At 41.3% G+C, this 24862-nt stretch carries 20 protein-coding genes and 1 pseudogene; 13 read left to right on the forward strand and 8 right to left on the reverse strand.

Annotation, left to right across the window (positions count from 1 at the left end):
- Positions 1–39: 39 nt before the first annotated feature.
- From C511_RS18230 to C511_RS0100520, 4 genes and pseudogenes are all read right to left on the reverse strand, one after another.
- Positions 40–489, reverse strand: a pseudogene (locus tag C511_RS18230) (N-acetyltransferase family protein); the annotation flags it as partial.
- A 49-nt stretch (positions 490–538) separates the two neighbouring features.
- Positions 539–865, reverse strand: coding sequence for an ArsR/SmtB family transcription factor (locus C511_RS0100510; RefSeq protein WP_024996008.1), 327 nt, complete (start codon positions 863–865; stop codon positions 539–541).
- A gap of 67 nt (positions 866–932) precedes the next feature.
- The gene (locus C511_RS0100515) at positions 933–1946 is read right to left on the reverse strand and encodes an IS110 family RNA-guided transposase (protein WP_024996007.1); all 1014 of its coding nucleotides are present in this window, start codon (positions 1944–1946) and stop codon (positions 933–935) included.
- A gap of 155 nt (positions 1947–2101) precedes the next feature.
- Positions 2102–3670 carry a S41 family peptidase gene (locus tag C511_RS0100520; protein WP_034781101.1) on the reverse strand — a complete coding sequence of 523 codons (1569 nt, stop codon included), beginning with the start codon at positions 3668–3670 and terminating at the stop codon, positions 2102–2104.
- A 1027-nt stretch (positions 3671–4697) separates the two neighbouring features.
- Here C511_RS0100520 and C511_RS0100525 point away from each other — a divergent pair.
- The 9 genes from C511_RS0100525 (at position 4698) to C511_RS0100565 (ending at position 16705) form a co-directional block, all read left to right on the forward strand.
- Positions 4698–5405: a M15 family metallopeptidase gene (locus C511_RS0100525; RefSeq protein ID WP_024996005.1), complete on the forward strand. Its 708-nt coding sequence runs from the start codon at positions 4698–4700 to the stop codon at positions 5403–5405.
- 4 nt (positions 5406–5409) lie between these two features.
- Positions 5410–6591 carry a class I SAM-dependent methyltransferase gene (locus C511_RS0100530; RefSeq protein WP_027317638.1) on the forward strand — a complete coding sequence of 394 codons (1182 nt, stop codon included), beginning with the start codon at positions 5410–5412 and terminating at the stop codon, positions 6589–6591.
- A 109-nt stretch (positions 6592–6700) separates the two neighbouring features.
- A complete protein-coding gene (locus C511_RS0100535) occupies positions 6701–9478 on the forward strand; it encodes a TonB-dependent receptor (protein WP_027317639.1) in 2778 nt (925 codons plus the stop codon).
- 14 nt (positions 9479–9492) lie between these two features.
- On the forward strand, positions 9493–10425 hold the full coding sequence (locus tag C511_RS0100540) for a metallophosphoesterase (RefSeq protein WP_024996004.1): 933 nt from the start codon (positions 9493–9495) through the stop codon (positions 10423–10425).
- Between the two features lie 136 nt (positions 10426–10561).
- Positions 10562–11524, forward strand: a complete 963-nt coding sequence (locus tag C511_RS0100545) for a calcium/sodium antiporter (protein WP_024996003.1) — start codon at positions 10562–10564, stop codon at positions 11522–11524.
- 46 nt (positions 11525–11570) lie between these two features.
- Complete coding sequence (locus C511_RS0100550; RefSeq protein WP_024996002.1) at positions 11571–12707, forward strand: hypothetical protein; 1137 nt, start codon at positions 11571–11573, stop codon at positions 12705–12707.
- An 8-nt stretch (positions 12708–12715) separates the two neighbouring features.
- Complete coding sequence (locus C511_RS0100555) at positions 12716–14578, forward strand: DNA topoisomerase IV subunit B (protein WP_024996001.1); 1863 nt, start codon at positions 12716–12718, stop codon at positions 14576–14578.
- Positions 14579–14580: 2 nt separating this feature from the next.
- Positions 14581–15033 carry a pantetheine-phosphate adenylyltransferase gene (gene coaD, locus C511_RS0100560; RefSeq protein WP_024996000.1) on the forward strand — a complete coding sequence of 151 codons (453 nt, stop codon included), beginning with the start codon at positions 14581–14583 and terminating at the stop codon, positions 15031–15033.
- Between the two features lie 10 nt (positions 15034–15043).
- Positions 15044–16705, forward strand: coding sequence for a S41 family peptidase (locus tag C511_RS0100565; protein WP_051260418.1), 1662 nt, complete (start codon positions 15044–15046; stop codon positions 16703–16705).
- A 21-nt stretch (positions 16706–16726) separates the two neighbouring features.
- On the opposite strand, the gene C511_RS0100570 is transcribed toward C511_RS0100565, so the two are convergent.
- Positions 16727–17353 carry a phosphatase PAP2 family protein gene (locus C511_RS0100570; protein WP_027317641.1) on the reverse strand — a complete coding sequence of 209 codons (627 nt, stop codon included), beginning with the start codon at positions 17351–17353 and terminating at the stop codon, positions 16727–16729.
- Positions 17354–17459: 106 nt separating this feature from the next.
- On the opposite strand from C511_RS0100570, the gene C511_RS0100575 reads away from it, so the two are divergent.
- The 4 genes from C511_RS0100575 (at position 17460) to C511_RS0100590 (ending at position 21886) form a co-directional block, all read left to right on the forward strand.
- Positions 17460–18326, forward strand: coding sequence for a helix-turn-helix transcriptional regulator (locus C511_RS0100575; RefSeq protein WP_024995997.1), 867 nt, complete (start codon positions 17460–17462; stop codon positions 18324–18326).
- A 136-nt stretch (positions 18327–18462) separates the two neighbouring features.
- A complete protein-coding gene (locus C511_RS0100580) occupies positions 18463–19143 on the forward strand; it encodes a fumarate reductase (RefSeq protein WP_024995996.1) in 681 nt (226 codons plus the stop codon).
- Between the two features lie 37 nt (positions 19144–19180).
- Positions 19181–21124 carry a fumarate reductase/succinate dehydrogenase flavoprotein subunit gene (locus tag C511_RS0100585; protein WP_027317642.1) on the forward strand — a complete coding sequence of 648 codons (1944 nt, stop codon included), beginning with the start codon at positions 19181–19183 and terminating at the stop codon, positions 21122–21124.
- A 6-nt stretch (positions 21125–21130) separates the two neighbouring features.
- On the forward strand, positions 21131–21886 hold the full coding sequence (locus C511_RS0100590; RefSeq protein ID WP_024995995.1) for a succinate dehydrogenase/fumarate reductase iron-sulfur subunit: 756 nt from the start codon (positions 21131–21133) through the stop codon (positions 21884–21886).
- Positions 21887–21955: 69 nt separating this feature from the next.
- Here C511_RS0100590 and dprA read toward each other — a convergent pair whose 3' ends face one another.
- From dprA to C511_RS0100605, 3 genes are read right to left on the reverse strand one after another with little or no spacing between them, the layout of a single operon-like run.
- A complete protein-coding gene (gene dprA, locus C511_RS0100595; RefSeq protein WP_027317643.1) occupies positions 21956–23071 on the reverse strand; it encodes a DNA-processing protein DprA in 1116 nt (371 codons plus the stop codon).
- Entirely contained in the window at positions 23064–23477 is a 414-nt protein-coding gene (locus C511_RS0100600) for an acyl-CoA thioesterase (protein ID WP_024995994.1), read from the reverse strand. The genes dprA and C511_RS0100600 overlap by 8 nt, the downstream gene beginning before the upstream one ends.
- Before the next feature lie 26 nt (positions 23478–23503).
- The gene (locus tag C511_RS0100605; RefSeq protein WP_051260419.1) at positions 23504–24775 is read right to left on the reverse strand and encodes a peptidase U32 family protein; all 1272 of its coding nucleotides are present in this window, start codon (positions 24773–24775) and stop codon (positions 23504–23506) included.
- Between the last annotated feature and the right edge of the window lie 87 nt (positions 24776–24862).

Genomic DNA, 24862 nt, shown 5'->3' on the forward strand with positions numbered 1-24862 from the left:
TTTAATAATAAGTTGCCAATGTTCTACGTCACGCCATTGGTCGAACTTCCAACCTATTTCTTTCATGTGCGATGCCTGTTTGAATCCGAATTTTTCATGCAGGTGGACACTGCTTTCGTTGGAAATACATATTCCAGCTATCAGGGCGTGTATATCGTTTTTATATATTTCTTTGAAAAGATGCTGATACAAGATTGTACCAAGTCCTTTTCCTTTTTGGTGTTTACCCAGATATATAGTCACTTCTTTTGTGGATGAATAGGCGCAACGGTTATTCCAGTTATGCAGGTAACAATAGCCTGCGATCTTACCGTTTATCTCTACAACATAGTAAGGAAAGCCTGCGTCTAAAAAGCCTTTAATCCGTTGTTGCATTTCGCTTTCGCTTACGGCTACGGTTTCAAAGGTGACGGCTGTATTTTCTACATAGTAATTATAAATATCACAGATGCCTTTGGCATCATCCAATGTTACTGTTCTTATTATCATATTTATCTGTTCGTAGTTCGTGAATTAACGAATATATAAATCAAAATTTTTAACTGACCGTACATGAATCCTGCAATATGTTCATTTTAAACATAGCTGTGAAAAGTTCTTTTGCTTTTTCCCAATTCTCTTTATGGATGCAATATTTTACAGTTGGGGGTGTAATTGTGCCTTGTATCAGCCCTGCATCTTTCAATTCATTTAAGTGTTGTGAAAGAGTGCTTTTAGCAATAGGCAGTATCTCCGACATATCGCCATGATAACAACATGATTGATTGGCAAGCATTTTAAGTATCGCTATACGAATAGGATGCCCCAATGCTTTAGCGAAGCGTGCAAGCTGTTCTTGTTCGGCTGTAAGTTCTTTCTTTGACATATCTATATGTTTTTATCGTTCGCAAATATACGAATAGTTTTTCAATTCGCAAGTTTACGAATGATATTTAATTTGTATATTGACTTATGTGATTGAGATCATACGATTGGTCATTCTTAATGACGGCAAATATGCGATATATAAGTTTGGCTCTTATAGCATTTAAAACAGACATTTTATTTTTCCCATCGGCAATTTTTCTTTCATAATAGACCCTCAATTCACTATTCTTTTTCTGAATGGCTGATAAGGCTGCCAGATGAAGAAGTGTTTTGATACTTTTATTAGCTCTTTGAGAAACTTTGTTTTTTGAATGTTGGCTACTTCCGGAGACGTAACTGAACGGAGCAACTCCTGCATGACAACAAAATTTTCTACTATCGGTAAATTTCGTAAAAGCTTGCGTTTCTAATATCATTTTTAGAGAAGTCTTTTTACCAACTCCCTCAATACTAAGCAATAGCTCCATTTGGCGGGACAACAAAACATCATTCTTTACAATATTTTCAATCTCGTTTTCAATCTCATTTATAGCTTTATCCAACTCCTTTATCAATAGAGTTAGCCGTTTTGATTTGATTTTATACATGTCATTAGGCATATATTCCTTTTGGTCGGATATCTGTGCTTGATATTTAGCTTTATCTACGCACAACATATTTAATTCAGCAGATAATAATTTGATTGATTCAATGCCTACTGAGGGTTTCTTATATATTTTGATCCGGTCTATATAGCGAGAAGCATACAGTGCTATTCGCTTCGCATCTATTGCATCGTTTTTACCTCGTTGCAACCCAGAGCTATATTTTATTTGAGTTGGGTCTTCTAACCATAGTTTATAGCTATTGTTTTGACAAGCAATAACTAAAGGATAAATATACAATCCAGTATATTCGGCACATATCACAATTTGTTCTATATCAATATTTTCTTCAGAACAAAGTATTGATAAATAATTCTCGATACTCTTTTGATGATTTGAAATTACATCTTGTCTGACAACTGAACTGTTAAATAACAAACAGCAATCCAAGTGCTTTTTACTCACATCAATCCCAATAAAATAAAAGTCTTTCATGGTAAAAAATGATTTAAAATTTAATTTGGAAAGGCACTTGAACATATCCTAAAAACCTTAAATATCTTTCAGATCAAATTCTTATATAGGCTTCATTCAAGATAAATGCAGGTTACAGTTATAATCATATTAGGAATTGTTCTCCCGCTAGTTTTTTAATGAGACAAAACCCACTCCCAACAAACATCTGCACCGCTTACTACATCCTTCCAAGTTGACTCTAACTGTACAGTAGGGAGTAAAGTCGTCTCCCCACACTTAGCAGCATCCGGGCGAATAAATATTTTATGACTAATGCAGCCTTTTACATTGGTATTGGGCAACATCCAGTATAACAAGTCACCGTAGTTACAAGGCTTATACGAGCTTTTTTCTCCTATAACAATGCCCAAGTTATTATCAACAATAGTCGAGACCAATAGTCCGGCGCTACTGTAGGTCTTCGCGTTTTGAATAACAATCAAGTTGCCGTTAAAGACCAAAGCGGTATCTTTGTTTAACCGGAAATACCCTTTCGTTTTTTCATCCCTCTGAGTTCCTTTATCTAATGAAGGCAGAAAGGAGCTTTGATATAGTTTCCCCCATTCAAACGATTGATGGTTATCTAAAAAGGCCTGTTTATATTTATCTGCCAATAAGGGATAAGTAACTTCCCATAATTTTGAAAAACGAATAGCAGAGCTATATCTTTTAATCTGTTGATATGGCTTTATCCAAGAAAGTAAGACATCGCAAAGCCTACTATTTCCTCCTGAATTATTCCTAACATCAACAACTAGCGTCTGTATCTTGGCATTTCTCATTTCTTGAAACATTAGTTCTAAAAACTCATCAAATCTTGGAATCTGAGACAGTCGCTTCTCCAAAGATTCAGGAGATAATCCAGCACTAGATTTCGTCATGTCGTATTGAGAACGCAAAGAACATTGATCAACACAAGTATTAAATTGAAGATAACAAATACTTTTTTCAGGCAATATCTTATAAAGAAAAGGAGACTTACTGTTTTTCCTGATTGAATTAGTTGTAAGGTTATTAGGCATAAAAGCCATATTGATTTCTTGTTTAAAAGTAGGACGAAGAGAAATGGATGTTCCGTCAGAAAACCTAAACTTCAGCATTGAATCGGGCAAGCAGTACGCATTATTTTCCCAAACAGAATATAATTGCATAAAGCCACCCACCTTATCGTAAAAATAGATTTCATTATCAGAACTAATAGACGCTTTAAAACTATCAATAACTTTAAATGCTGGTTGATTATTTATTTCTAAGATTTCATTGCCCAAAGCTCCTTCGTATTCTTTGTTAACGCCTCTCAAGTACACTTTATCAGTATCCATATAAAGCATGAATGGGTAGATCAAGGATTCATTTACAACGGGCAACAGCGCTGTATGCCCATCATTTAATCGACTTAAAATGGCCTGTAAATAACTTCTAAACGCTGTAATTGAGGTACACGTTCGCATTTCTCTATATCCTACTATCCTTAAACTATCCATATTAAACGGAGCTGGTAGGCCAGACGAGAAAGCCGGATGCACCTCTCTTAACAGTTCAGTCATTAAAAGAAAATCTTTTTGATAGTTGTTACCATCTTGATAATCACTTGAATTCATGATGGCACTGTTTTCATATTTTTGTGCCATCTGAGCATGAGATGACAATACATTAAAAGCTACTATTTGAACAAACAATAATATAAATTTTCGCATCATCATCGTCAACAAGTTAATTCATTGTAATTACACATTTACATTTACAAATATAATATATTTTCCTAAAAGCATAAATTAGAATAACGATTATAAGAGTATGATGTAAAAACGAAACAATTAAAACAATCGGTCATTCACCATAACGCTTTACCTTTTTGTGATAGGAAACAATCAATTGAGTAAAGCGTTTAGTCAACCTATATTAGGTTATTACAGTTAGCCATATAGCAGAACTAATTTTACAAATCCCTCCCTTTATCTCTTTAATTAGCCAAATCTTGTCAAGAGCAGATTTATGCATTATTAACTAACGAGAAGTGTCGCATTGGCCACCAGGAAGAATCAAGCAAAACATAACCAACTTTTTGAAAAACATAACCGCCGATTTTAAAAAGATAACGAGCAATTTGAAAAGATAAACCGTCTTTTGGGTCATGAGAAACCGTCTCTTGGCCGTAAGACGGTTTCTCGCGGACCTTTTGCTACCGTGCAAATGGCAATAAGCAACCGTCTCAGCGAAAAAATGAACGGCACATAACGAAAAAAGGCAGGAGTTTGAGCTCCTGCCTTTGCGCCTATAATAATTTGAATATACTATAAGATTATAGGTACAAAGATAATACATTATACTGTCAATTCCAAGTAATTCGGTCTTTTATTTGTTTGCAACAATCACACAATTAGCTGTTATCCAATCCATGCTATTCAAACCAACAGAGACTGAACGTGTTTTTGCCTTTTTTCATCAAAAAGCACTCAAAATAGCCTAAACGTCGTCGTCTTTTTAGTTAAATTGGAGTTAATGAATCTATAGTCTTAGTTAAAAGTGATAGATAGTGAGGGTAAAACAGTCGTTTTAGTGGTAGACATCTTTTACCATCACTGCCCTGAAACGCCTTTCAGCAAGTGGTTTTAGCAAGTTAGTGAGGGTAAGTGATGGTAAACCACACTTTTTTTTCTCTGGGAGAGTGAGGAACAACCAAAATACAAGTCTAATGGACTATATTTGTAAACGCTAAATGGATATATGATGTACAAGCTGTTATTAATATACGTATTTCTTTTGCCAAGTCTCACAGAGCCTCCTACTCGCTCTCTGCCGGTATTGCAGACTGATACTCTTCCGGCTAAGAGCGCCACGGCCATGCACTTCGATTCGTTGGGGCTGACTAATATTGCGGATGTTGACTCTACCATACGGGTAGATTTAATGTATGCCTCGCCTCACAACTTTACGGGTCGGGTATTATACGATAATCTCAAAGAGGGCTATCTGCATCCGGATGCCGCTAAGGCACTGGCTGCGGCACAGAAGGAGTTACGGAAAAGAAAGCCGGGCTATAGCCTCATCGTTTACGATGCAACAAGACCGATGTCGGTTCAGCAAAAAATGTGGGACGTGGTGAAGGGTACAGCCAAGAACATCTATGTTTCTAATCCGGCACGTGGCGGCGGACTGCACAATTACGGTCTGGCAGTCGATGTCAGTCTGGTTGATCCTACCGGAAAGCCTTTGCCAATGGGAACTGAGGTTGACCATCTGGGTTATGCCGCACACATCAACGCCGAAGATGCTTTGATTCAAAAAGGGGTGATAACAGCTCAGCAGAGGGCCAACAGGGTATTGCTGCGCACCGTGATGAAGCATGCGGGATTCAGAACCTTGCCCACTGAATGGTGGCACTTCAATTTCTGCAGCCGGCAGGTGGCCAAACAAAAATATAAATTGATTAAATAGGCGTATGCAACTCAACAGGGAAACCATCGCATTTATAGAAGAGCATCTGAATGATGATGTACGAGCACTTGCTTTAAAAGCCGGAAAGTTGCCGCAAGTTGATCTTACGGCGGCTCTGACACAAATTGCAGGCAGACAAATAGCAGCCATCAAGATACCGTCATGGCAGTTGGTCAAGGAGATTCTCTATCCGCAACATTTGTCTATGGAGCAGTGTTCATCGGAGGTAACTGCTCGCTACAAGGCGGAGCTACTGAGTGGAGACACTTTGTGTGACCTGACCGGCGGGTTCGGTGTAGACTGTGCTTTTCTCTCGGCCGGTTTCAAGCAGGTTACATACGTGGAACAACAGTCTTCGTTGTGTGAACTGGCGGCAAACAATTATGGGGTGCTGGGGTTGAATCACATTAAGGTGGTCAATGAAGACGGGGTTGCTTATCTGGAAAAGATGGAGCCGGTTGATTGTATTTTCATGGATCCTGCCAGGCGTAATGAACACGGCGGTAAGACGGTTGCAATTGCCGACTGCACACCGGACGTAGGGGCTTTGCAGTGTTTATTGACCCACAAAGCTCAGCGTGTAATGATTAAGCTGTCGCCCATGCTCGACTTGGCGCTCACTTTGCAAACCATGCACAGTACTTGTGAAGTGCATATTGTGTCTGTCAACAACGAATGCAAGGAGTTGCTACTCATTCTTGCCGCAGGGGTACAAACAGCAGAACCTGAAATTCATTGCGTGAACCTTACCCATAACGGGAAACAATGTTTTTCCTTTACCCGTTCGCAAGAGCAGGAGGCTACATGCACCTACGCCGATGACACAGCGTTGTATTTGTATGAACCCAATGCTTCCATCTTAAAAGCAGGCGGGTTTAAAGTGCTTTCTGCTGCCTACTGCATGAAGAAGTTGCACCCAAATAGTCACCTGTACACGTCGGACGAGCTGGTAGCTGATTTCCCCGGACGGGTGTTCCGCATCGAAAAGTCTTACTCCTTTAATAAGAAGGAGATGAAGGACTTGCTCGGCAACATAAGCAAGGCCAACATCAGCATACGCAATTTCCCGTCGACGGTTGATGAGTTAAGGAAACGTACCAAACTAAAAGACGGGGGCGATGTGTATCTGTTTGCCACCACACTAAACTCGGGCGATAAGGTTTTGCTGGAGTGTTACAAAGTGTAAGCCGTAACAGAATCGTATCATATTTGTCATTCAACGTTAAAACAATTGTAAAGTGACCGCAACGAAGCGTGTCTACTTTTGCAATTATTATTAACGCAAGATAAAAAATATGAAACGAGTAATCAGACTGGTGTCATTTATCCTTTTATTTTCAAGTGCCACAGGCAGCATCTTGGCCGAACAAAAAGTGGTTATCAACAAACAAGGAACCGTTCGCGGACGTATAGTCGACGGCTCCAAACAGATTCTTCCCGGAGCTTCTATCTACATTGACAAGTTGCACACCGGGGTGACCAGTGACATTAACGGGTTCTATACATTACCCAATCTGGATCCGGGCACGTATACGCTGAAGGTAAGTTATGTGGGCTATGATCCGGTTCTGATTAACATCACCATTCCCGAAGGGAAAACGTTGGAAAAAGACGTTGTCATGAAAGAGGGGGTTGAGTTGCAGGAGGTTGTTATAGGTGGCGCTTTGCAAGGACAAAACCGTGCTATCAATGCACAAAAGAGTAATCTGGGAATTACCAACATTGTCTCTGCCGATCAGGTGGGTAAATTTCCCGATTCAAACATAGGTGATGCGTTGAAACGCATATCGGGCATTAACGTACAATACGATCAGGGCGAAGCGCGTTTCGGACAGGTGCGTGGTACTTCGGCCGATTTGAGTTCGGTAACCATCAACGGAAACCGTGTACCTTCAGCGGAAGGAGATACGCGTAATGTGCAGCTCGATTTGATTCCGGCCGATATGGTTCAAACCATTGAGGTCAACAAGGTAATCACTCCTGATATGGATGCCGATGCCATAGGCGGTTCCATCAATTTAGTAACCAAAAACTCTCCTTACAAACGCCTCATATCGGCCACGGCAGGTTCGGGTTGGAACAAGGTCAGCGAAAAGGCGCAAACAAACTTGGGCTTTACGTATGGCGACAAGTTTTTCAACGACAAGCTGGGACTGATTGTCTCTGCTTCTTATCAATATGCACCTTCGGGTTCTGATAACACGGAATTTGAATGGAAACAAACGGATGCAGGCGAGCTGTATCTTAAGAATTACGAAATAAGGCAGTACTACGTAACTCGCGAACGACAGAGTTATTCAGCGGCACTGAACTGGGATATTACTTCTAACCATAAGTTATTTTTCAAAGGTATATTTAATAACCGCAATGACTGGGAAAACAGATACCGCACAACTTTGAAGGATTTGAATAAAGAATCTGTTAATAACACGGCCGACGTGCGCATACAAACCAAAGGAGGTACGCCCGACAACAAAAATGCGCGTTTAGAACAACAGCGTACCATGGACTTTACCTTAGGTGGTGAGCATCTTTTGGGAAAAGTGTCTGTCGACTGGAATGTTTCTTATGCCAAAGCCAGCGAGGAAAGACCCAACGAACGCTACATTGACTATGTTTTGAAGAAACAAAAGTTTACCCCTGATTTGAGCGACTTACGCAAGCCTTATTATTCGCCTCAAAGCGGATACAGCATGACACTCGACAACACCTTCAGCCTCAAAGAAGTAACTGAGGAACAAGAGGACATTCAAGAGAAAGATTTCAAACTGAACTTGAATTTGGAACTTCCGCTCCGAAAAGGAGAATTCGGCAACAAGCTGAAGTTTGGCGGAAAATTAGTAGCCAAAAGCAAAGATAAAGAAAAAGACCACTACGGATACGAGCCGCTTAATGAAGACGGCTTTGACAGCAGTTCTTTTACGAATATTGTGAGCCAGAACCGTGATGGGTTCATGCCCGGCGATAAGTACAAAGCGGGTAGTTTCATCAGCAAGGATTATTTAGGAAACTTAGATCTGAATAACAGTTCGCTATTTAAGAAGACGCAGAATTTAGATGAAATAGCAGTCGGCTTCAACGCCAAAGAAACAGTAACAGCGGGATACTTGCGTTTTGATCAAAACTTGGGCAAGAAATGGAAGATGATGGCGGGTGTTCGTTTGGAGAACACGCACATTAAGTATTCGGGAATGAATTATGATGCCAATAAAGATGAACTGACTCACACGGCAGAATCAAAGAAGTCATACCTGAATGTGCTTCCTTCTTTACTCGTTAAATATGATGCCAACGATGAATTGAAAGTTCGTGCTTCTTTCACCAACACCATTTCACGCCCTAAATACTCGGCATTGATTCCCAATGTGAACATCACCAAAGACGATGAAATTTCAATGGGTAACCCCGACCTGGATGCTACCATCTCTTACAACCTCGACTTAAGCGCTGATTATTACTTCAAAAGCATCGGTTTGGTAAGTGCAGGTGTGTTTTACAAAAGAATCAATGATTTTATTGTTGACCAGCGCATCAGCGACTATGTATACAACGGTGAAACGTACCAGAAATTCACACAGCCTAAAAATGCGGGTAACGCCGACTTGTTAGGCGTAGAGTTAGGCTATCAACGTGATTTTGGGTTTATTGCTCCGGCTCTTAAGCACTTTGGTTTTTATGGTAACTATACTTATACATACACTCGCGTAAGTGATTTCAATTTTGAAGGACGCGAAAACGAAAGCGGCCTCAGACTGCCCGGCTCGCCTAAAAATACGGCCAACGCTTCTCTTTATTATGAACGTAACGGACTAAACGTGAGGTTGTCTTACAATTATGCTTCTGCCTTTATTGATGAAATGGGTAAAACAAAGTTTGAAGATCGTTACTATGATGCTGTTAATTACCTCGACCTGAATGCGAGCTATACGTTTGCCAAGCATTATACTTTCTATGTTGAAGCAAACAATTTATTGAATCAGCCGTTACGCTATTATCAGGGTTCCAAGGACTTGACTGCCCAGGTTGAATACTACGGGGTTAAGATGAACGCCGGATTTAAAATAAACTTCTAACAAAGTAAGTACAAATGAGAAAGATAAATTTTCTACTGCTGTTTCTGACACTGGCGCTCACTAGCGCAAGAGCGCAGATTACAGACTATTCCATATTTGAAGATAAATTCAACTTCTACATTGCCAATGATTTGGGGCGAAACGGTTATTACGACCAGAAACCCATAGCAGAGTTAATGGGGAAGATGGGCGAGGAAATAGGACCGGAGTTTGTGGTTGCAGCCGGTGACATCCATCATTTTGAGGGTGTACGCAGCGTGAACGACCCTTTGTGGATGACAAACTATGAATTAATTTATAGTCACCCCGAATTAATGATTGACTGGTACCCTATTCTGGGTAACCACGAATACCGCGGTAATACACAAGCTGTGTTAGATTATACAAACGTGAGCCGACGCTGGAGTATGCCGGCGCGATACTACACCAAAAGCTTCAACGAAGAAGGAGTTACGGTGCGCATTGTCTGGATAGATACGGCTCCGCTCATAGACAAGTACCGTAACGACACGCAAACGTATCCGGATGCTTGCAAACAAGACATGAAGAAGCAACTGGCCTGGATAGATGACGTGCTGACTAAAGCGAAAGAGGATTGGATTATTGTTGTGGGACATCATCCCATCTACGCTGAAACATCCAAAGATGACTCGGAGCGGAGTGACCTGCAAAACCGTTTGGACCCGATTCTCAGGAAACATAAAGTTGACATGTATGTATGCGGACACATCCATAACTTTCAGCACATACGAATGAATGGAAGCAACATCGATTATGTGGTGAATTCGGCCGGTTCTCTGGCCCGCAAAGTTAAACCTGTGGAAGGTACGCTTTTCTGCAGTCCGGAACCGGGTTTTGCCGTATGCACTGCAACCAAAAACACATTGGATCTCCGAATGATTGATAAAAAAGGCAACATACTTCACACCGTAAGCCGACAAAAATAACTCAACTCTTGAATTTAACTCAATAAAGGGGCATCTCTTCGAGACGGAAGGGGTGCCCTTGTCTTTTTAAAACAAATTGCAATTTGCCGCTTTTGTTTTTAAGAATCATTATATTTGCACACAAAATAAAGAAACTATGAACATACTACTTCTTATTGGAGGACTGGTACTCATTTTATTGGGTGCCAACGGATTAACGGATGGTGCTTCGTCAATTGCCAAACGGTTTAACATTCCCTCAATTGTTATCGGGCTCACAATAGTGGCTTTCGGGACTTCAACACCCGAACTTACCGTCAGCGTTTCTTCGGCTTTAAAGGGAAGTGCCGATATATCAATCGGTAATGTGGTGGGTAGCAACATATTCAACACGCTGATGATAGTAGGCTGCACTGCCTTGTTTGCTCCGATAGTTATCACCCGAAATACACTGAGAAAGGAAATACCATTGTGTGTTTTGGCATCTGTAGCACTATTTATTTGTGCCAATGATATGTTGTTTGATAAAGCAGACGCAAATACGCTAAGCATAACCGATGGTTTGTTATTACTCTGCTTCTTTGTTATTTTCTTGGGCTATACGTTTGCCATTGCTTCCAACAAAAGCGGAGAAAACAGTGAGGAGACAGAAGAGATTAAAACATTACCGGTATGGAAATCGGTTTTATACATTGTTGGCGGATTGTGCGGACTCATATTCGGCGGACAGTGGTTTGTTGAAGGTGCCAGTGGCATAGCACGAAATCTGGGCGTAAGCGAATCAATTATCGGATTGACTTTGGTGGCAGGCGGAACTTCGTTGCCCGAGTTAGCGACTTCTGTCGTTGCGGCATTGAAAAAGAATCCCGAAATAGCCATCGGAAATGTAATAGGCAGCAATCTCTTCAACATATTCTTCGTATTGGGTTGTAGTGCAAGCATTACGCCTTTACGCATGAGTGGAATCACGAACTTTGACCTGGCAGTAATGGTTGCCTCGGGAATATTGCTTTGGCTTTTTGGCTTGTTCTTTGCCAAACGAACCATAACACGTATCGAGGGAAGCATACTTATTTTATGCTACATCGCATACACGTCGGTACTCATTTACATGGCGTAAACAAAAAAAGCGTAACTTTGCGCCCCTACTACAATAGAATACAATTATGGCAATAACAATCAAGAAAGTAACGAATAAAAGTGAATTAAAGAAATTCATCCGTTTAAATTACGAGCTTTATAAAAACAACCCATACTCCGTACCCGACCTGTATGACGATATGTTGAATACCTTCAACAAGAAGAAAAATGCAGCATTCGAGTTCTGTGATGCCGATTATTTCCTGGCGTACAAAGACAACGAACTAGTTGGCAGAGTAGCCGCCATCATCAACCACAAAGCGAACAGTGTGTGGAACAAGAAGGAGGTGCGTTTCGGATGGATTGATTTTATTGACGATCAGGAGGTTTCTGGCGCTTTAATAAAGGCTGTAGAAGAGTGGGGAAAAGAAAGAGGCATGGAATATATTCAGGGACCGCTGGGGTTTACTGATTTCGATGCGGAAGGGATGTTGGTTGAAGGCTTTGATCAGCTTAGTACCATGGCTACCACTTATAACTATCCGTATTATCCGGAGCACATGGAGCGGTTAGGTTTTGGGAAGGATGCCGACTGGGTTGAATTCAAGATATACATACCCGATGCCATTCCCGAGAAGCATCAACGTATTTCGGAACTGATACAGCGCAAATACAACCTGAAGGTTAAGAAATATACCTCTGCCAAGAAAATAGCACGAGATTACGGACAGGCTATTTTTGAATTGATGAACGAGGCTTACAGTCCGTTATACGGTTACTCACCTTTGTCGCAAGGACAGATTGATCAATACGTAAAAATGTATTTGCCCATTGTTGATTTAAGAATGGTGACATTGATTACAGATGCCGACGATAAGTTGATTGCCGTAGGTATTTCTATGCCCTCATTATCAGAGGCTTTGCAAAAAGCAAAAGGAAGAATGCTCCCCTTTGGATGGTACTATTTGCTGAAGGCTCTTTTCATGAAGAGACGTGCCAAAATGCTCGATCTGTTGCTGGTTGCCGTGAAACCTGAATATCAGAATAAAGGTGTTAACGCCTTGTTATTTTCTGATTTAATTCCCATTTATCAGAAATTAGGTTTTATATTTGCAGAAAGCAACCCCGAACTTGAGATGAACGGAAAGGTACAAGCTCAATGGGAATACTTCAAAACAGAACAACACAAACGCCGACGCGCGTTCGTGAAAAAGATTGATTAATTTTGAATATGGAAGAAATCTACGAAGAAAAGCAACAAGAAATTTCTTATACCGAGGACAATATCAGAACGCTCGACTGGAAAGAACACATCCGTCGCCGTCCCGGTATGTACATTGGTAAGTTGGGTGACGGTTCGCATTCCGATGATGGTATTTATGTTCTCCTGAAAGAAGCGATGGATAACTCCATCGATGAATACATGATGGGATACGGCAAAACCATAGAGGTTACTGTTGTTGACGGAAAAGTATCTGTACGAGACCACGGACGAGGTATTCCGTTAGGAAAAGTAGTGGATGTTTCTTCTAAAATGAACACCGGCGGAAAATATGATTCCAAAGCGTTTAAAAAGTCAGTGGGCTTAAACGGTGTGGGTATTAAAGCTGTCAACGCTCTATCCAGTTACTTTAAAGTATGCAGTTTCCGTGATGGAGAGATGAAATGTGCCGAGTTTGAACAAGGCAATATAGTAGTTGATTGTCCCATTTCAAAAACAAATGAGGATAATGGTACGCTGACCGAGTTCATTCCGGATAAAAGCATTTTCAAGGACTATCAATACCTTAAAGAACATATAGAACCGTTGTTAAAGAACTACGTGTTCCTTAACTCAGGACTTACCATTGTATTCAACGGAAAGAAGTTTCATTCTCGCAACGGATTGGTTGATTTGCTGAATGAAAACATGACTACGGATCCTCTTTACCCCATCATTCATCTTAAAGGAGAGGATATTGAAGTCGTTATTACGCATAGCAACCAATACGGCGAAGAGTATTATTCTTTCGTAAACGGTCAGCATACCACTCAGGGGGGTACGCACCTCACCGCTTTTCGTGAAGCACTGGGAAGAACAATCAAGGAGTATTATAACAAGAACTTTGACTATGCCGATATAAGAAGCGGGATGGTTGGAGCAATCAGCATTAAAGTAGAAGAACCTGTTTTCGAATCACAAACAAAGACCAAGCTAGGCTCCAAAGACATGGGCCCGGATGGTCCTTCTGTTAGTAAATTCATCGGCGATTTCGTGAAAAAGGAGCTGGATAACTTCCTGCACATCAATCACGAAACATCCGAAATCATGCTTCAAAAGATTCAGGATTCCGAGAAAGAACGCAAGGCAATAGCCGGAGTAACCAAACTGGCACGAGAAAGAGCCAAAAAAGCCAATCTGCATAACCGTAAACTGCGCGATTGCAGAGTGCATTTAAACGATACCAAAGGAAAAGACCTGGAGGAATCGAGCATTTTCATTACCGAGGGTGATTCTGCCAGCGGGTCTATCACCAAAAGTCGGGATGTAAATACGCAAGCGGTATTCAGCTTACGCGGTAAGCCGCTTAACTCTTACGGATTGACTAAAAAAATTGTATACGAGAACGAAGAGTTCAACCTGCTTCAGGCAGCACTGAACATAGAAGATGGTATCGAAGGACTCCGTTACAACAAGGTAATTGTTGCCACCGATGCCGATGTGGATGGCATGCATATCCGCTTATTGCTCATCACTTTCTTTTTGCAGTTCTTCCCTGATTTAATTAAAAAAGGACATGTGTACATTCTGCAAACTCCTTTGTTCAGAGTAAGAAACAAGAAGAAAACCATTTATTGCTACAACGAAGAAGAACGACTGAATGCGGTCAATGAATTAGGTCCCAATCCTGAAATTACTCGTTTTAAGGGACTTGGTGAAATTTCGCCCGACGAGTTTCAGCATTTTATCGGCAAAGACATTCGTTTGGAGCAGGTTTCGTTGCGTAAAAATGACTTAGTAAAAGAACTGCTGGAGTTTTATATGGGTAAGAATACGATGGAAAGACAAAACTTTATCATCGATAATCTGGTTATTGAAGAAGATATAGCATAAGAATGAACAGAGCCATATTTCCGGGAACATTTGATCCCTTTACTATCGGACATTATTCCGTTGTGAGAAGAGCGCTTACCTTTATGGATGAAGTGGTTATTGGCATTGGTATCAATGAAAATAAAAACACTTATTTCCCCATACAAAAAAGGTTAGACATGATTCAGAAATTCTATAAAGCAGAACCTCGAATCAAAGTAATGACATACGACTGCCTGACCATTGACTTCGCCCAGAAAGTGGAAGCTAAATTTATTGTGAGAGGTATACGAACGGTAAAAGATTTCGAATACGAAGAGACCATAGCCGACATCAACAGAAAACTGGCAGGCATTGAAACAATCTTATTATTTACCGAACCGGAACTGACTTGTATAAGCTCAACCATTGTACGCGAATTATTAAGTTATGACAAAGATATAAGCGCCTTCATTCCCGAAGGACTGGAATTGTAAATTGTAGGACATGAAACAGAAAAACATCATAAAGAGCCTTGCGCTTGATAAGGCTCTTTTTTTTATTGCTATCATTGGGGGAGTTATCTCTGCTCAAACGGCCAGTGGCCAGAACTTTGGGACGGATGCATCGCGCAAATTGCAAATGGCGCAATTTGCCATCACCAATCTTTATGTAGATAAAGTCGATGAAAACAAGCTGGTTGAAGAGGCAATTATTAAAATGCTGGCTCAACTGGATCCGCATTCAACCTATTCTGACGCGCAAGAAGTGAAGAAGATGAACGAACCGCTCGTTGGAAATTTTGAAGGAATAGGCGTTCAGTTTAACATGGTAGAAGATACGTTATTCGTCATTCAACCGGTGAGTAACGGACCGTCCGAGAAAGTAGGTATCTTAGCTGGAGACCGTATTGTAGCTGTTAACGATACGGCTATAGCAGGAGTTAAAATGAGTACGGAGGATATTATGAGTCGTTTGCGTGGTCCTAAAGATTCAAAAGTCAACCTGACCATTGTTAGAAGAGGCATCAAAGATCCCTTGCATTTCAAGGTAGTACGAGATAAAATTCCTATTTACAGTTTGGATGCAAGTTACATGATACAACCTAAAACAGGTTATATACGCATCAATCGTTTTGGAGCTACTACAGCGGAAGAATTCAATAAATCGCTCAAAGAACTTCAGAAGAAAGGGATGAAAGATTTGATTCTTGATTTACAAGGTAATGGCGGTGGTTATCTGAACGCAGCCATTGATTTAGCAAATGAATTCTTGGAACAAAAAGAATTAATAGTGTATACTGAAGGGCGTAACTCCCAACGGAGTGAGTTCTTTGCTAAAGGTACCGGAGATTTCAAGAAAGGAAAACTGATTGTGCTCGTTGACGAGTTCTCAGCCTCAGCCAGTGAGATTGTAACCGGGGCAATCCAAGATTGGGATCGTGGTGTTGTGGTAGGACGCAGGTCATTCGGAAAAGGATTGGTGCAACGCCCCATTGACTTACCCGATGGTTCGATGATACGCCTGACCGTTGCACGGTATTACACTCCGGCCGGACGTTGTATTCAAAAGCCATACAAAGCCGGTGAGAAAGAAAGTGAAGACGGAAGTTTCACGTCTTACAACCAAGACCTGATCCATCGGTATAACAATGGAGAAATGACTAGTGCAGATAGCATTCATTTCCCCGATTCATTGAAGTGCCTGACTAAGAAACTGAAAAGAGTAGTTTACGCAGGCGGAGGAATCATGCCCGATTACTTTGTGCCTGTTGATACCACTCAGTACACGGTGTATCATCAAAACATAGCAGCGAAAGGGGTGATCCTTAAGACAACAATGAAATTCATTGAGAACAATAGGAAATCTCTTTTAGCTAAATACAACAAATTTGAAACCTATGAGAAGGATTTCACAATCAGTGAGGACATACTCAAGGAGATGAGGGAAATGGCCGATAAAGAGAAGATAACATTTGATGAGAAACAATATCAGCAATCACTCCCATTAATCAAGGCACAGCTCAAAGCACTTATTGCCCGTGACTTATGGGATATGACTGAGTATTTCAGGGTCATCAACCAAAGCAACCCAAGTGTTCAGCGTGCGCTGGAAATTCTGAGCTCAACAGAATATGAGAATATATTAAAATCCGGAAAGAGACTCTGATTTCCTTTGTCATCTGCGGCTTTAATAACAAATGGTTATTTCCTTCTTCACCGACGGAAGTAACCATTTTTTTAGCCACTTATTGATATACACATTTGCAAAAGCGCAACCCGTACCCAATACTGCCCCCGCTAATACGTCCGACGGATAATGTACTCCTTGATTCATCCGGGAAAAACCCACAGAACAAGCCCATAAGGCAGAAGGTGCAATAACATACCATTTCGGGTATTTTATACTCAACGAGGTGGCCAGTGAGAAAGCCGAAGCTGTATGTATGGAAGGAAATGAAGGATCACCCGGGCGTTCTTGTTCATCCACCCTATCAGGATATTTTTCAAACGGACGTTTCCTGTCAATTAATATTTTACTGCCATAAGAAACAGCGAAAGCCTCTATAACACTTGTCCCGATATACACGGCATCTTCAAACAGACCGCAATCTTTGTTGAGACCCGCATATATAGCCATACAAGTGGGTAATCCAACCACAATATAAGGAGTTGAACCGGCAATAAATTTTGATGAATGACGGATAAATTTGCTATCCAAGCTATTTATCTTATGTAAAGTGTTGATATCCCAGTTCTGAGAACAACTGTTTTCTACACATACAAAGCAGAATAGAAATACAAAAAAAGCTTTCATTTTTATTCTATAATATACGTTTTTGGCAAAGATATGCTAAAATTATGAATTGAACCACGCAAAAAATGTATCTTTGTTTAGAAAGTAAAAGAAACATCAGCGATTTATGCCGACAAATTCGATCTGCGCACGATTATCTAATTGCTCTGCGTGTAAAAAGGCAACCAATGATATACTTGTTCATCGGAGCTTTATCAGAGGAAAACATTTCCCTGCAGAGAAGTGCGTTCAGAATTGTATGATTTTCATTTTAAAAGGCGAACTACTTGTCAACAGCGACGAGTATCCGGGAACAAATCTTAAAAAGGGAGACTTTATACTTCAGGCAATCAACTCAAAAATAGAATTATTAGCGCTCACTGATGTTGAATATATTGTTTTCTGGTTCAATAAACTTCCGGTAGTTTGCGAAGAGCGTTACCATGAAATAATAACCAATTCTGAAGCACCCATAACATATTCTGCATTAAAGATTAACGACAAGTTAACTCGTTTGTTGACCCAAATAACCGAGTACTTGGAAGAACACAATCCCTGCGATCAGATTATCAATTTGAAAAGTCAGGAACTGGTATTTGTCATTACTTGCTACTACCCCATTCATCAATTGAAAGCTTTTTTCTACCCCATCAGTAAATACATTGAGCATTTTCATGTTTTCGTCATGCAAAACTACCACAAAGTTAAAACCGTGGAAGAATTTGCACATTTGGGTGGATATTCTACTACCACGTTCAGACGATTATTTAAGAATATGTACGGCGAACCGGTTTATGAATGGATACTGAACCAAAAGAAAAAAGCCATTTTAGATGAGCTACAGAACACCAATCAAAAGGTTGGCGAAGTAAGCAAAAACTACGGTTTCGATAGCTTGTCGCATTTCGCTCATTTTTGTAAATCTTCCTTTGGTTATTCACCTCGCGAACTAAGAACCCGTACAGCACAGGGCGAAAAGATACAAATCAGGTAACAAGCCCTCATTATTAAGGAATTATTTCTTTAATTGCTTGCTAAATCAAGGTATTTCACGTACTTTTGCGGTTCAAACAGACAGGTAATTATGAATATATAGTTCTAACAATTAAATAATTTAAAATCAATCATTTATGTGGTTAAGTAATTCATCTGTAGGAAGGAAAGTGGTGATGAGTATCACTGGGCTCGCCCTTATCCTGTTTCTGACATTTCACATGGCGATGAATCTCGTTGCAATCATCAGTGGTGATGCTTACAACGTGGTTTGTAAGTTCCTGGGAGCTAATTGGTACGCATTAGTAGCTACTATGGGACTGGCTGCTCTTTTCGTAATCCACATTGTTTATGCATTCTGGTTAACCATTCAGAATCGCAATGCACGTGGTAGTGAACGCTATGCTGTTGTTGAAAAGCCAAAATCAGTAGAATGGGCTTCTCAAAACATGCTTGTTCTGGGTATTATTGTCATTTTGGGCTTAGCACTTCACTTGGCTAACTTCTGGTACAAAATGCAATTTAATGAAATCACAGGTGTGCTACCCGGAGTTGATCCTCACGACGGAGCTGCGCTTATCAAAGAGACATTCAGTTCTCCTGTGTTTGTAGTTCTTTATTTGTTGTGGTTAGGCGCATTGTGGTTCCATCTGACTCATGGTTTCTGGAGCTCACTTCAAACAATGGGTTGGAACAACAAAGTTTGGTTTGAACGCTGGAAGCTTGTTTCAAACATCTATTCAACTATCATTGTTGGCGGATTCGCACTTGTTGTTGTGGTGTTTTTCTTGAAATCGCTGATGTGCGGAGCTTGTTAGTAATACAAATTGTAAATCATTAAATTGTTAAAGCATTATGACTAAGATAGATTCAAAAATTCCTGAAGGCCAATTGGCTGAGAAATGGAGTAACTATAAAGCTCATCAAAAACTTGTAAACCCGGCTAACAAGCGTCGTCTGGACATTATCGTTGTTGGTACAGGACTTGCAGGTGCATCGGCAGCAGCTTCTTTAGGCGAAATGGGATTCAAGGTTTTCAACTTTTGCATTCAAGATTCACCACGTCGTGCTCACTCAATTGCAGCGCAAGGTGGTATCAATGCTGCTAAGAATTATCAGAACGACGGTGACTCTGTTTACCGTTTATTTTACGATACGATAAAAGGAGGTGATTACCGCGCTCGCGAAGCTAACGTTTACCGTCTGGCAGAGGTTTCGAATGCCATCATTGACCAATGTGTGGCTCAAGGAGTTCCCTTTGCACGTGATTACGGTGGCACACTTGACAACCGCTCTTTCGGTGGAGCTCAGGTTTCGCGTACGTTTTATGCAAAAGGTCAGACCGGACAACAGTTGTTGTTAGGTGCTTATTCTGCATTAAGCCGTCAGGTACACAAAGGCAACGTGAAGCTTTTCACCCGCTATGAAATGCTTGATTTGGTAGTTATTGAGGGTCGTGCCCGCGGAATCATAGCTCGTAACTTGGTTACGGGAGAGATTGAAAGATTCTCTGCTCACGCTGTTGTTATTGGCACCGGAGGTTATGGAAACGCTTTCTTCCTTTCAACAAATGCGATGGGATCTAACGGTTCGGTTGCCATTCAATGTTACAAAAAGGGAGCTTACTTTGCTAACCCTTGTTACGCACAGATTCACCCTACTTGTATCCCCGTACACGGCGACAAACAATCAAAGCTGACGTTAATGTCAGAATCACTTCGTAACGACGGACGTATCTGGGTTCCCAAAAAGCTGGAAGATGCCAAAGCTCTTCAGGCTGGAACCAAAAAAGCAACAGATATTCCTGACGAAGACCGCGATTTCTATTTGGAACGTCGTTATCCCGCATTCGGAAACTTGGTTCCACGTGATGTAGCTTCCCGTGCTGCCAAAGAACGTTGTGACGCTGGTTTCGGTGTAAACAATACAGGCTTGGCTGTATACCTTGATTTCAAGTATGCTATTGACCGTTTGGGTGAAGACGTGGTTCGTGCTCGTTATGGTAATCTTTTCGATATGTATGAAGAAATCACTGACGAGAACCCATATAAAACTCCGATGATGATTTTCCCTGCTATTCACTATACAATGGGTGGTATCTGGGTTGATTACGAATTAATGACTTCTATTCCCGGACTTTTCGCTATCGGTGAATGTAACTTCTCAGATCACGGTGCAAACCGTTTGGGAGCTTCTGCATTAATGCAAGGTTTGGCTGATGGTTATTTTGTACTTCCATATACTATACAGAACTATTTGGCAGATCAGATTCAGGTTCCACGTTTCTCTACTGATCTTCCTGAGTTTGTTGAAACAGAAAAAGCTGTTGTTGAGAAAATCAATAAGATTAAAGCTGTTAACGGCAAGCATTCTGTTGACTCAATCCACAAGAAACTAGGTCACATTATGTGGGATTTCGTAGGTATGGCTCGTACAAAAGAATCTTTGCAGAAAGCATTGGACGGAATCAAAGAGGTTAAAAAAGACTTCTGGGCTAACGTACGCATCCCCGGAGATGTAAATGAGTTAAACATTGAACTTGAAAAAGCTCTCCGCCTGTCAGACTTTATAGAAGTTGGAATGCTGATGGCTACAGACGCCTTGAATCGTGAAGAATCTTGCGGTGGTCACTTCCGTGAAGAATTCCAAACACCCGAAGGTGAGGCTCTTCGTGATGACGCAAACTTCTCTTATGTATCTTGCTGGAAATACACCGGCGAAGATTCTGCTCCTGAATTAATCAAGGAAGATCTTAACTATCAGTTTGTGAAGGTACAAACCCGTAACTATAAAGCATAACATACAATGGAAAAAAATATATCATTTACGCTCAAGGTATGGCGTCAGAAAGGCCCTAAAGCAAAAGGTGCTTTTGAAACATATCAAATGAAAGATATCCCGGGAGATACTTCATTTCTTGAAATGCTAGATATCTTAAATGAAGACCTGATTAACGAGGGAAAAGAACCTATTGTATTTGATCACGACTGTCGCGAAGGTATTTGCGGTATGTGTTCTTTATACATCAACGGACATCCTCACGGTCCTGCAACCGGTGCTACCACTTGTCAGATGTACATGCGTCGTTTCGAAGACGGAGACACAATCACTGTTGAACCTTGGCGTTCTGCAGGATTCCCTGTTATCCGTGATTTGATGGTTGACCGCACAGCGTTCGACAAAATTATGCAAGCCGGAGGATATGTGAATATCAATACCGGTGCTCCTCAAGATGCCAATGCTATACTTATATCAAAGGAAATAGCCGACGAAGCGATGGATTCTGCTTCATGTATAGGTTGTGGTGCTTGCGTTGCTGCTTGCAAGAATGGTTCGGCCATGCTGTTCCTTTCGGCTAAGGTAAGTCAGCTGGCTTTACTTCCTCAAGGAAAAGTAGAAGCAGCTCGCCGTGCAAAAGCCATGGTTTCTAAAATGGATGAATTAGGATTTGGTAACTGCACAAACACGCGTGCTTGTGAGGCTGAATGCCCGAAAAACATCTCTATCAGTAATATTGCACGGTTGAATCGTGAATTTATTTCTGCCAAACTTAAGGATTAAGCTCTAGTAGCGAAATCATAAATGATAATAGGAAGAGAGCTTGAATGTTCTCTTCCTATTTTTTTATAATCATGTGAGCAGTTTATATATTCCACCGGCTTGGAGCGAGATAATCCCTTTCATTTCCATTTCAAATAAAAGAGAATTCATTCGATTAACCGGAATATCGGTGGCTACAACAAGCGAGTTGATTTGCTGGCTTCCCTCTTCCAGCTTAGACACAATAGCACATTCATCAGCGGAAAGATCGGGAAACAAAGTACGCTGAATAGCTTCCGGACTGGGAGTAGCTTTCACATCCCAACACATGGCACGTACAAAGTCCTCGGCAGATTGTATCAAAGTAGCCTTATTATCTCGAATCAGCTGATTACAACCTTTTGAATATTCATCTTCACTTCTTCCCGGAAAAGCAAAACAATCACGGTGATAACTTTCGGCTATGTCTGCCGTGATCAGCGATCCACCTTTTGCTGCCGACTCAACCACGATGGTTGCATCACAAATCCCTGCAACAATTCGGTTGCGACTAACAAAATTATATCGGTCGGGAGTCGTTCCACTCATAAACTCAGTGAGCAGTCCGCCCCGAGCAATCATATCGACAGCTGTTTTGCGGTGCACCGACGGATAGATACGATCTAATCCGTGAGCCAAGACCCCAATGGTAGACAAGTTGTATTCCAGCGCTGCTCGGTGAGCATGAATATCAATGCCATAAGCCAATCCGCTTACAATCAGTACATCGGGAACCATCTCCACCAAATCACGCATGAAACGCAAACATAGATTTTTACCATAATCTGTTGCATGCCGGGTACCAACCAAGCTAACAGCATGCGCCGGATTCAACGAGGCATTTCCTTTATAATAAAGTACAATAGGAGCATCATCGCACTCACGCAAGCGAGACGGATACTCTTCTTCCCCCATTGTGATACACTTCAAGTGGTTTTTCACCACGAACTCATATTCCGCTTCAGCCCTAGTCAGCGCTTGCGGACAATTCAAGGCTTCAACCACCCGGGCACCTGCAACCCCTTTCATGACTTCGGGAACCTCTTTGCGGCGGTCAAAAACATCAACCGCACTTCCCATTGCCTGAATCAGGTTACGCGCCCAAACAGGTCCGATGCCTGCTATCTGAGTCAAAGCGATGCTACAAATCCGTTCCTGATCAGTCATCGTTCCTCAAATAAGGAGCAAATAACTTATCGAACACCTCACTCTGTGTGAGACGACCATTCACCACACAAACCGTATCGACTACGGCTTTTACGACTATTTTGTTATCTTCTTTTCGAAATATATCCTGATAAAAGACGTATTTGATTCCTTCTTTCTTCAGATAGAGTTTAGAAACAAACTGATCGCCACTCTTCAATGGAGTTTTAAAAGAAATCGTAATGCGCGCTACAACCGGATCGATGCCTTGAGTATGCAAATCGGCAAATGACACACCAGCCGACAAGAGAAACTCATGACGGGTATGCTCTAAGTAATGCTGATAATTTGCATTATTCACAATACCTTGTAAATCGCACTCGTAATCACGCACCTTCAAAGTCAGTTCATAAATGTATTTGTTCATAGTATTGAGATTCTGATTGATGAGAATTATTGTTCCTTTCTTTTCTTAGCAGCCTTCAGCTCCTCCGTCGGAATTAATTTGAAAAGCTTATCACTCGGTCTTATTTTATCGGCAATCTTAAATGAGAAACGCTCGCCCTGCTTCACCGTATCAACAGGTTTCAAATCCACTCTGGCCTCATCAAGCATGGCATAAACCGCACCGGTTGTTGGACCGGTAATCAAGATTTTATCTCCCACTTTCAATTCGGCAGCTTCAACCTGAAACTCGGCAACGCCTATGTTACTAAAATATTTAATACCCTTACCTACGTAGACTTTCTTCTCGGTAGCTTCGGACCCATAATTTTTGCTCCATTCGCCTAACCTTTGCCCCAAGTAGTATCCGTCCCAGAACCCACGGTTAAACACTGTGCGTAAACGTTCGTCCCAAGCCGCGATTTTCTCGTCGGTAAATTGCCCGTCAACACATGCCTGAATGGCCTCTTTATAACATTCAACTACCGTTTTAACGTATTCGGGACCGCGCGCCCTGCCCTCAATCTTAAACACCTTCACCCCCGCATCCATCATCTTGTTCATGAAATGAATCGTTTTAAGATCTTTGGGCGACATGATGTATTCGTTATCTATTTCCAGCTCCACATCAGTATCTTTGTCGCGCACCGTGTAGCCTCTGCGACACACCTGCATGCAAGCACCCCGATTGGCAGAACTGTTCATCTCATGCAAAGAAAGATAACATTTACCAGACACAGCCATGCACAAAGCGCCGTGACAGAACATTTCAATACGAATCAGCTCCCCGTTGGGGCCACATATATTCTCCTCCTTTATCTGACGATAAATTTCGGCAACCTGATCCAGATTCAACTCACGAGCCAAGACAACAACATCCGCAAATAAAGCATAGAATTTCAGCGACTCAATATTCGTAATGTTAAGCTGAGTAGATAAATGCACCTCCTGACCGATGCTTCTGGCAAAGTTCATGACAGATACATCACTGGCAATGACAGCCGAAATGCCCGCTTCTTTGGCCGCCCGCACAATGGTGCGCATCTGCTCCATATCATTATCATAAATAATCACGTTCACCGTCAGGTAACTCTTCATGCCATGATCGTTGCACACACCGGCTATTTCACGCAAATCATCAATCGTAAAAGCGCTGGCCGAGCGCGAACGCATATTCAGGTTCTCTATACCGAAGTAAATAGAATCTGCTCCTGCCTGAATGGCAGCGGAAAGAGACTCCCGTGATCCTACAGGAGCCATTATTTCGAAGTCTTTTATCATTTTAATATCATTAAATTACTATGCACCCAAGTCCTATTAAGTCGTTTGCAGCTTGTTAGAGGTAGTTAAACAGCCCCTCACTCATAT

This window comes from Bacteroides graminisolvens DSM 19988 = JCM 15093, from assembly GCF_000428125.1.
GTDB lineage: Bacteria > Bacteroidota > Bacteroidia > Bacteroidales > Bacteroidaceae > Bacteroides > Bacteroides graminisolvens.

Coding starts and splice junctions, on each gene's coding strand:
- C511_RS0100510 (WP_024996008.1), bottom strand. CDS start 865: ATGTCAAAGAAAGAACTTACAGCCGAACAAGAACAGCTTGCACGCTTC.
- C511_RS0100515 (WP_024996007.1), bottom strand. CDS start 1,946: ATGAAAGACTTTTATTTTATTGGGATTGATGTGAGTAAAAAGCACTTG.
- C511_RS0100520 (WP_034781101.1), bottom strand. CDS start 3,670: ATGATGATGCGAAAATTTATATTATTGTTTGTTCAAATAGTAGCTTTT.
- C511_RS0100525 (WP_024996005.1), top strand. CDS start 4,698: ATGTACAAGCTGTTATTAATATACGTATTTCTTTTGCCAAGTCTCACA.
- C511_RS0100530 (WP_027317638.1), top strand. CDS start 5,410: ATGCAACTCAACAGGGAAACCATCGCATTTATAGAAGAGCATCTGAAT.
- C511_RS0100535 (WP_027317639.1), top strand. CDS start 6,701: ATGAAACGAGTAATCAGACTGGTGTCATTTATCCTTTTATTTTCAAGT.
- C511_RS0100540 (WP_024996004.1), top strand. CDS start 9,493: ATGAGAAAGATAAATTTTCTACTGCTGTTTCTGACACTGGCGCTCACT.
- C511_RS0100545 (WP_024996003.1), top strand. CDS start 10,562: ATGAACATACTACTTCTTATTGGAGGACTGGTACTCATTTTATTGGGT.
- C511_RS0100550 (WP_024996002.1), top strand. CDS start 11,571: ATGGCAATAACAATCAAGAAAGTAACGAATAAAAGTGAATTAAAGAAA.
- C511_RS0100555 (WP_024996001.1), top strand. CDS start 12,716: ATGGAAGAAATCTACGAAGAAAAGCAACAAGAAATTTCTTATACCGAG.
- coaD (WP_024996000.1), top strand. CDS start 14,581: ATGAACAGAGCCATATTTCCGGGAACATTTGATCCCTTTACTATCGGA.
- C511_RS0100565 (WP_051260418.1), top strand. CDS start 15,044: ATGAAACAGAAAAACATCATAAAGAGCCTTGCGCTTGATAAGGCTCTT.
- C511_RS0100570 (WP_027317641.1), bottom strand. CDS start 17,353: ATGAAAGCTTTTTTTGTATTTCTATTCTGCTTTGTATGTGTAGAAAAC.
- C511_RS0100575 (WP_024995997.1), top strand. CDS start 17,460: ATGCCGACAAATTCGATCTGCGCACGATTATCTAATTGCTCTGCGTGT.
- C511_RS0100580 (WP_024995996.1), top strand. CDS start 18,463: ATGTGGTTAAGTAATTCATCTGTAGGAAGGAAAGTGGTGATGAGTATC.
- C511_RS0100585 (WP_027317642.1), top strand. CDS start 19,181: ATGACTAAGATAGATTCAAAAATTCCTGAAGGCCAATTGGCTGAGAAA.
- C511_RS0100590 (WP_024995995.1), top strand. CDS start 21,131: ATGGAAAAAAATATATCATTTACGCTCAAGGTATGGCGTCAGAAAGGC.
- dprA (WP_027317643.1), bottom strand. CDS start 23,071: ATGACTGATCAGGAACGGATTTGTAGCATCGCTTTGACTCAGATAGCA.
- C511_RS0100600 (WP_024995994.1), bottom strand. CDS start 23,477: ATGAACAAATACATTTATGAACTGACTTTGAAGGTGCGTGATTACGAG.
- C511_RS0100605 (WP_051260419.1), bottom strand. CDS start 24,775: ATGATAAAAGACTTCGAAATAATGGCTCCTGTAGGATCACGGGAGTCT.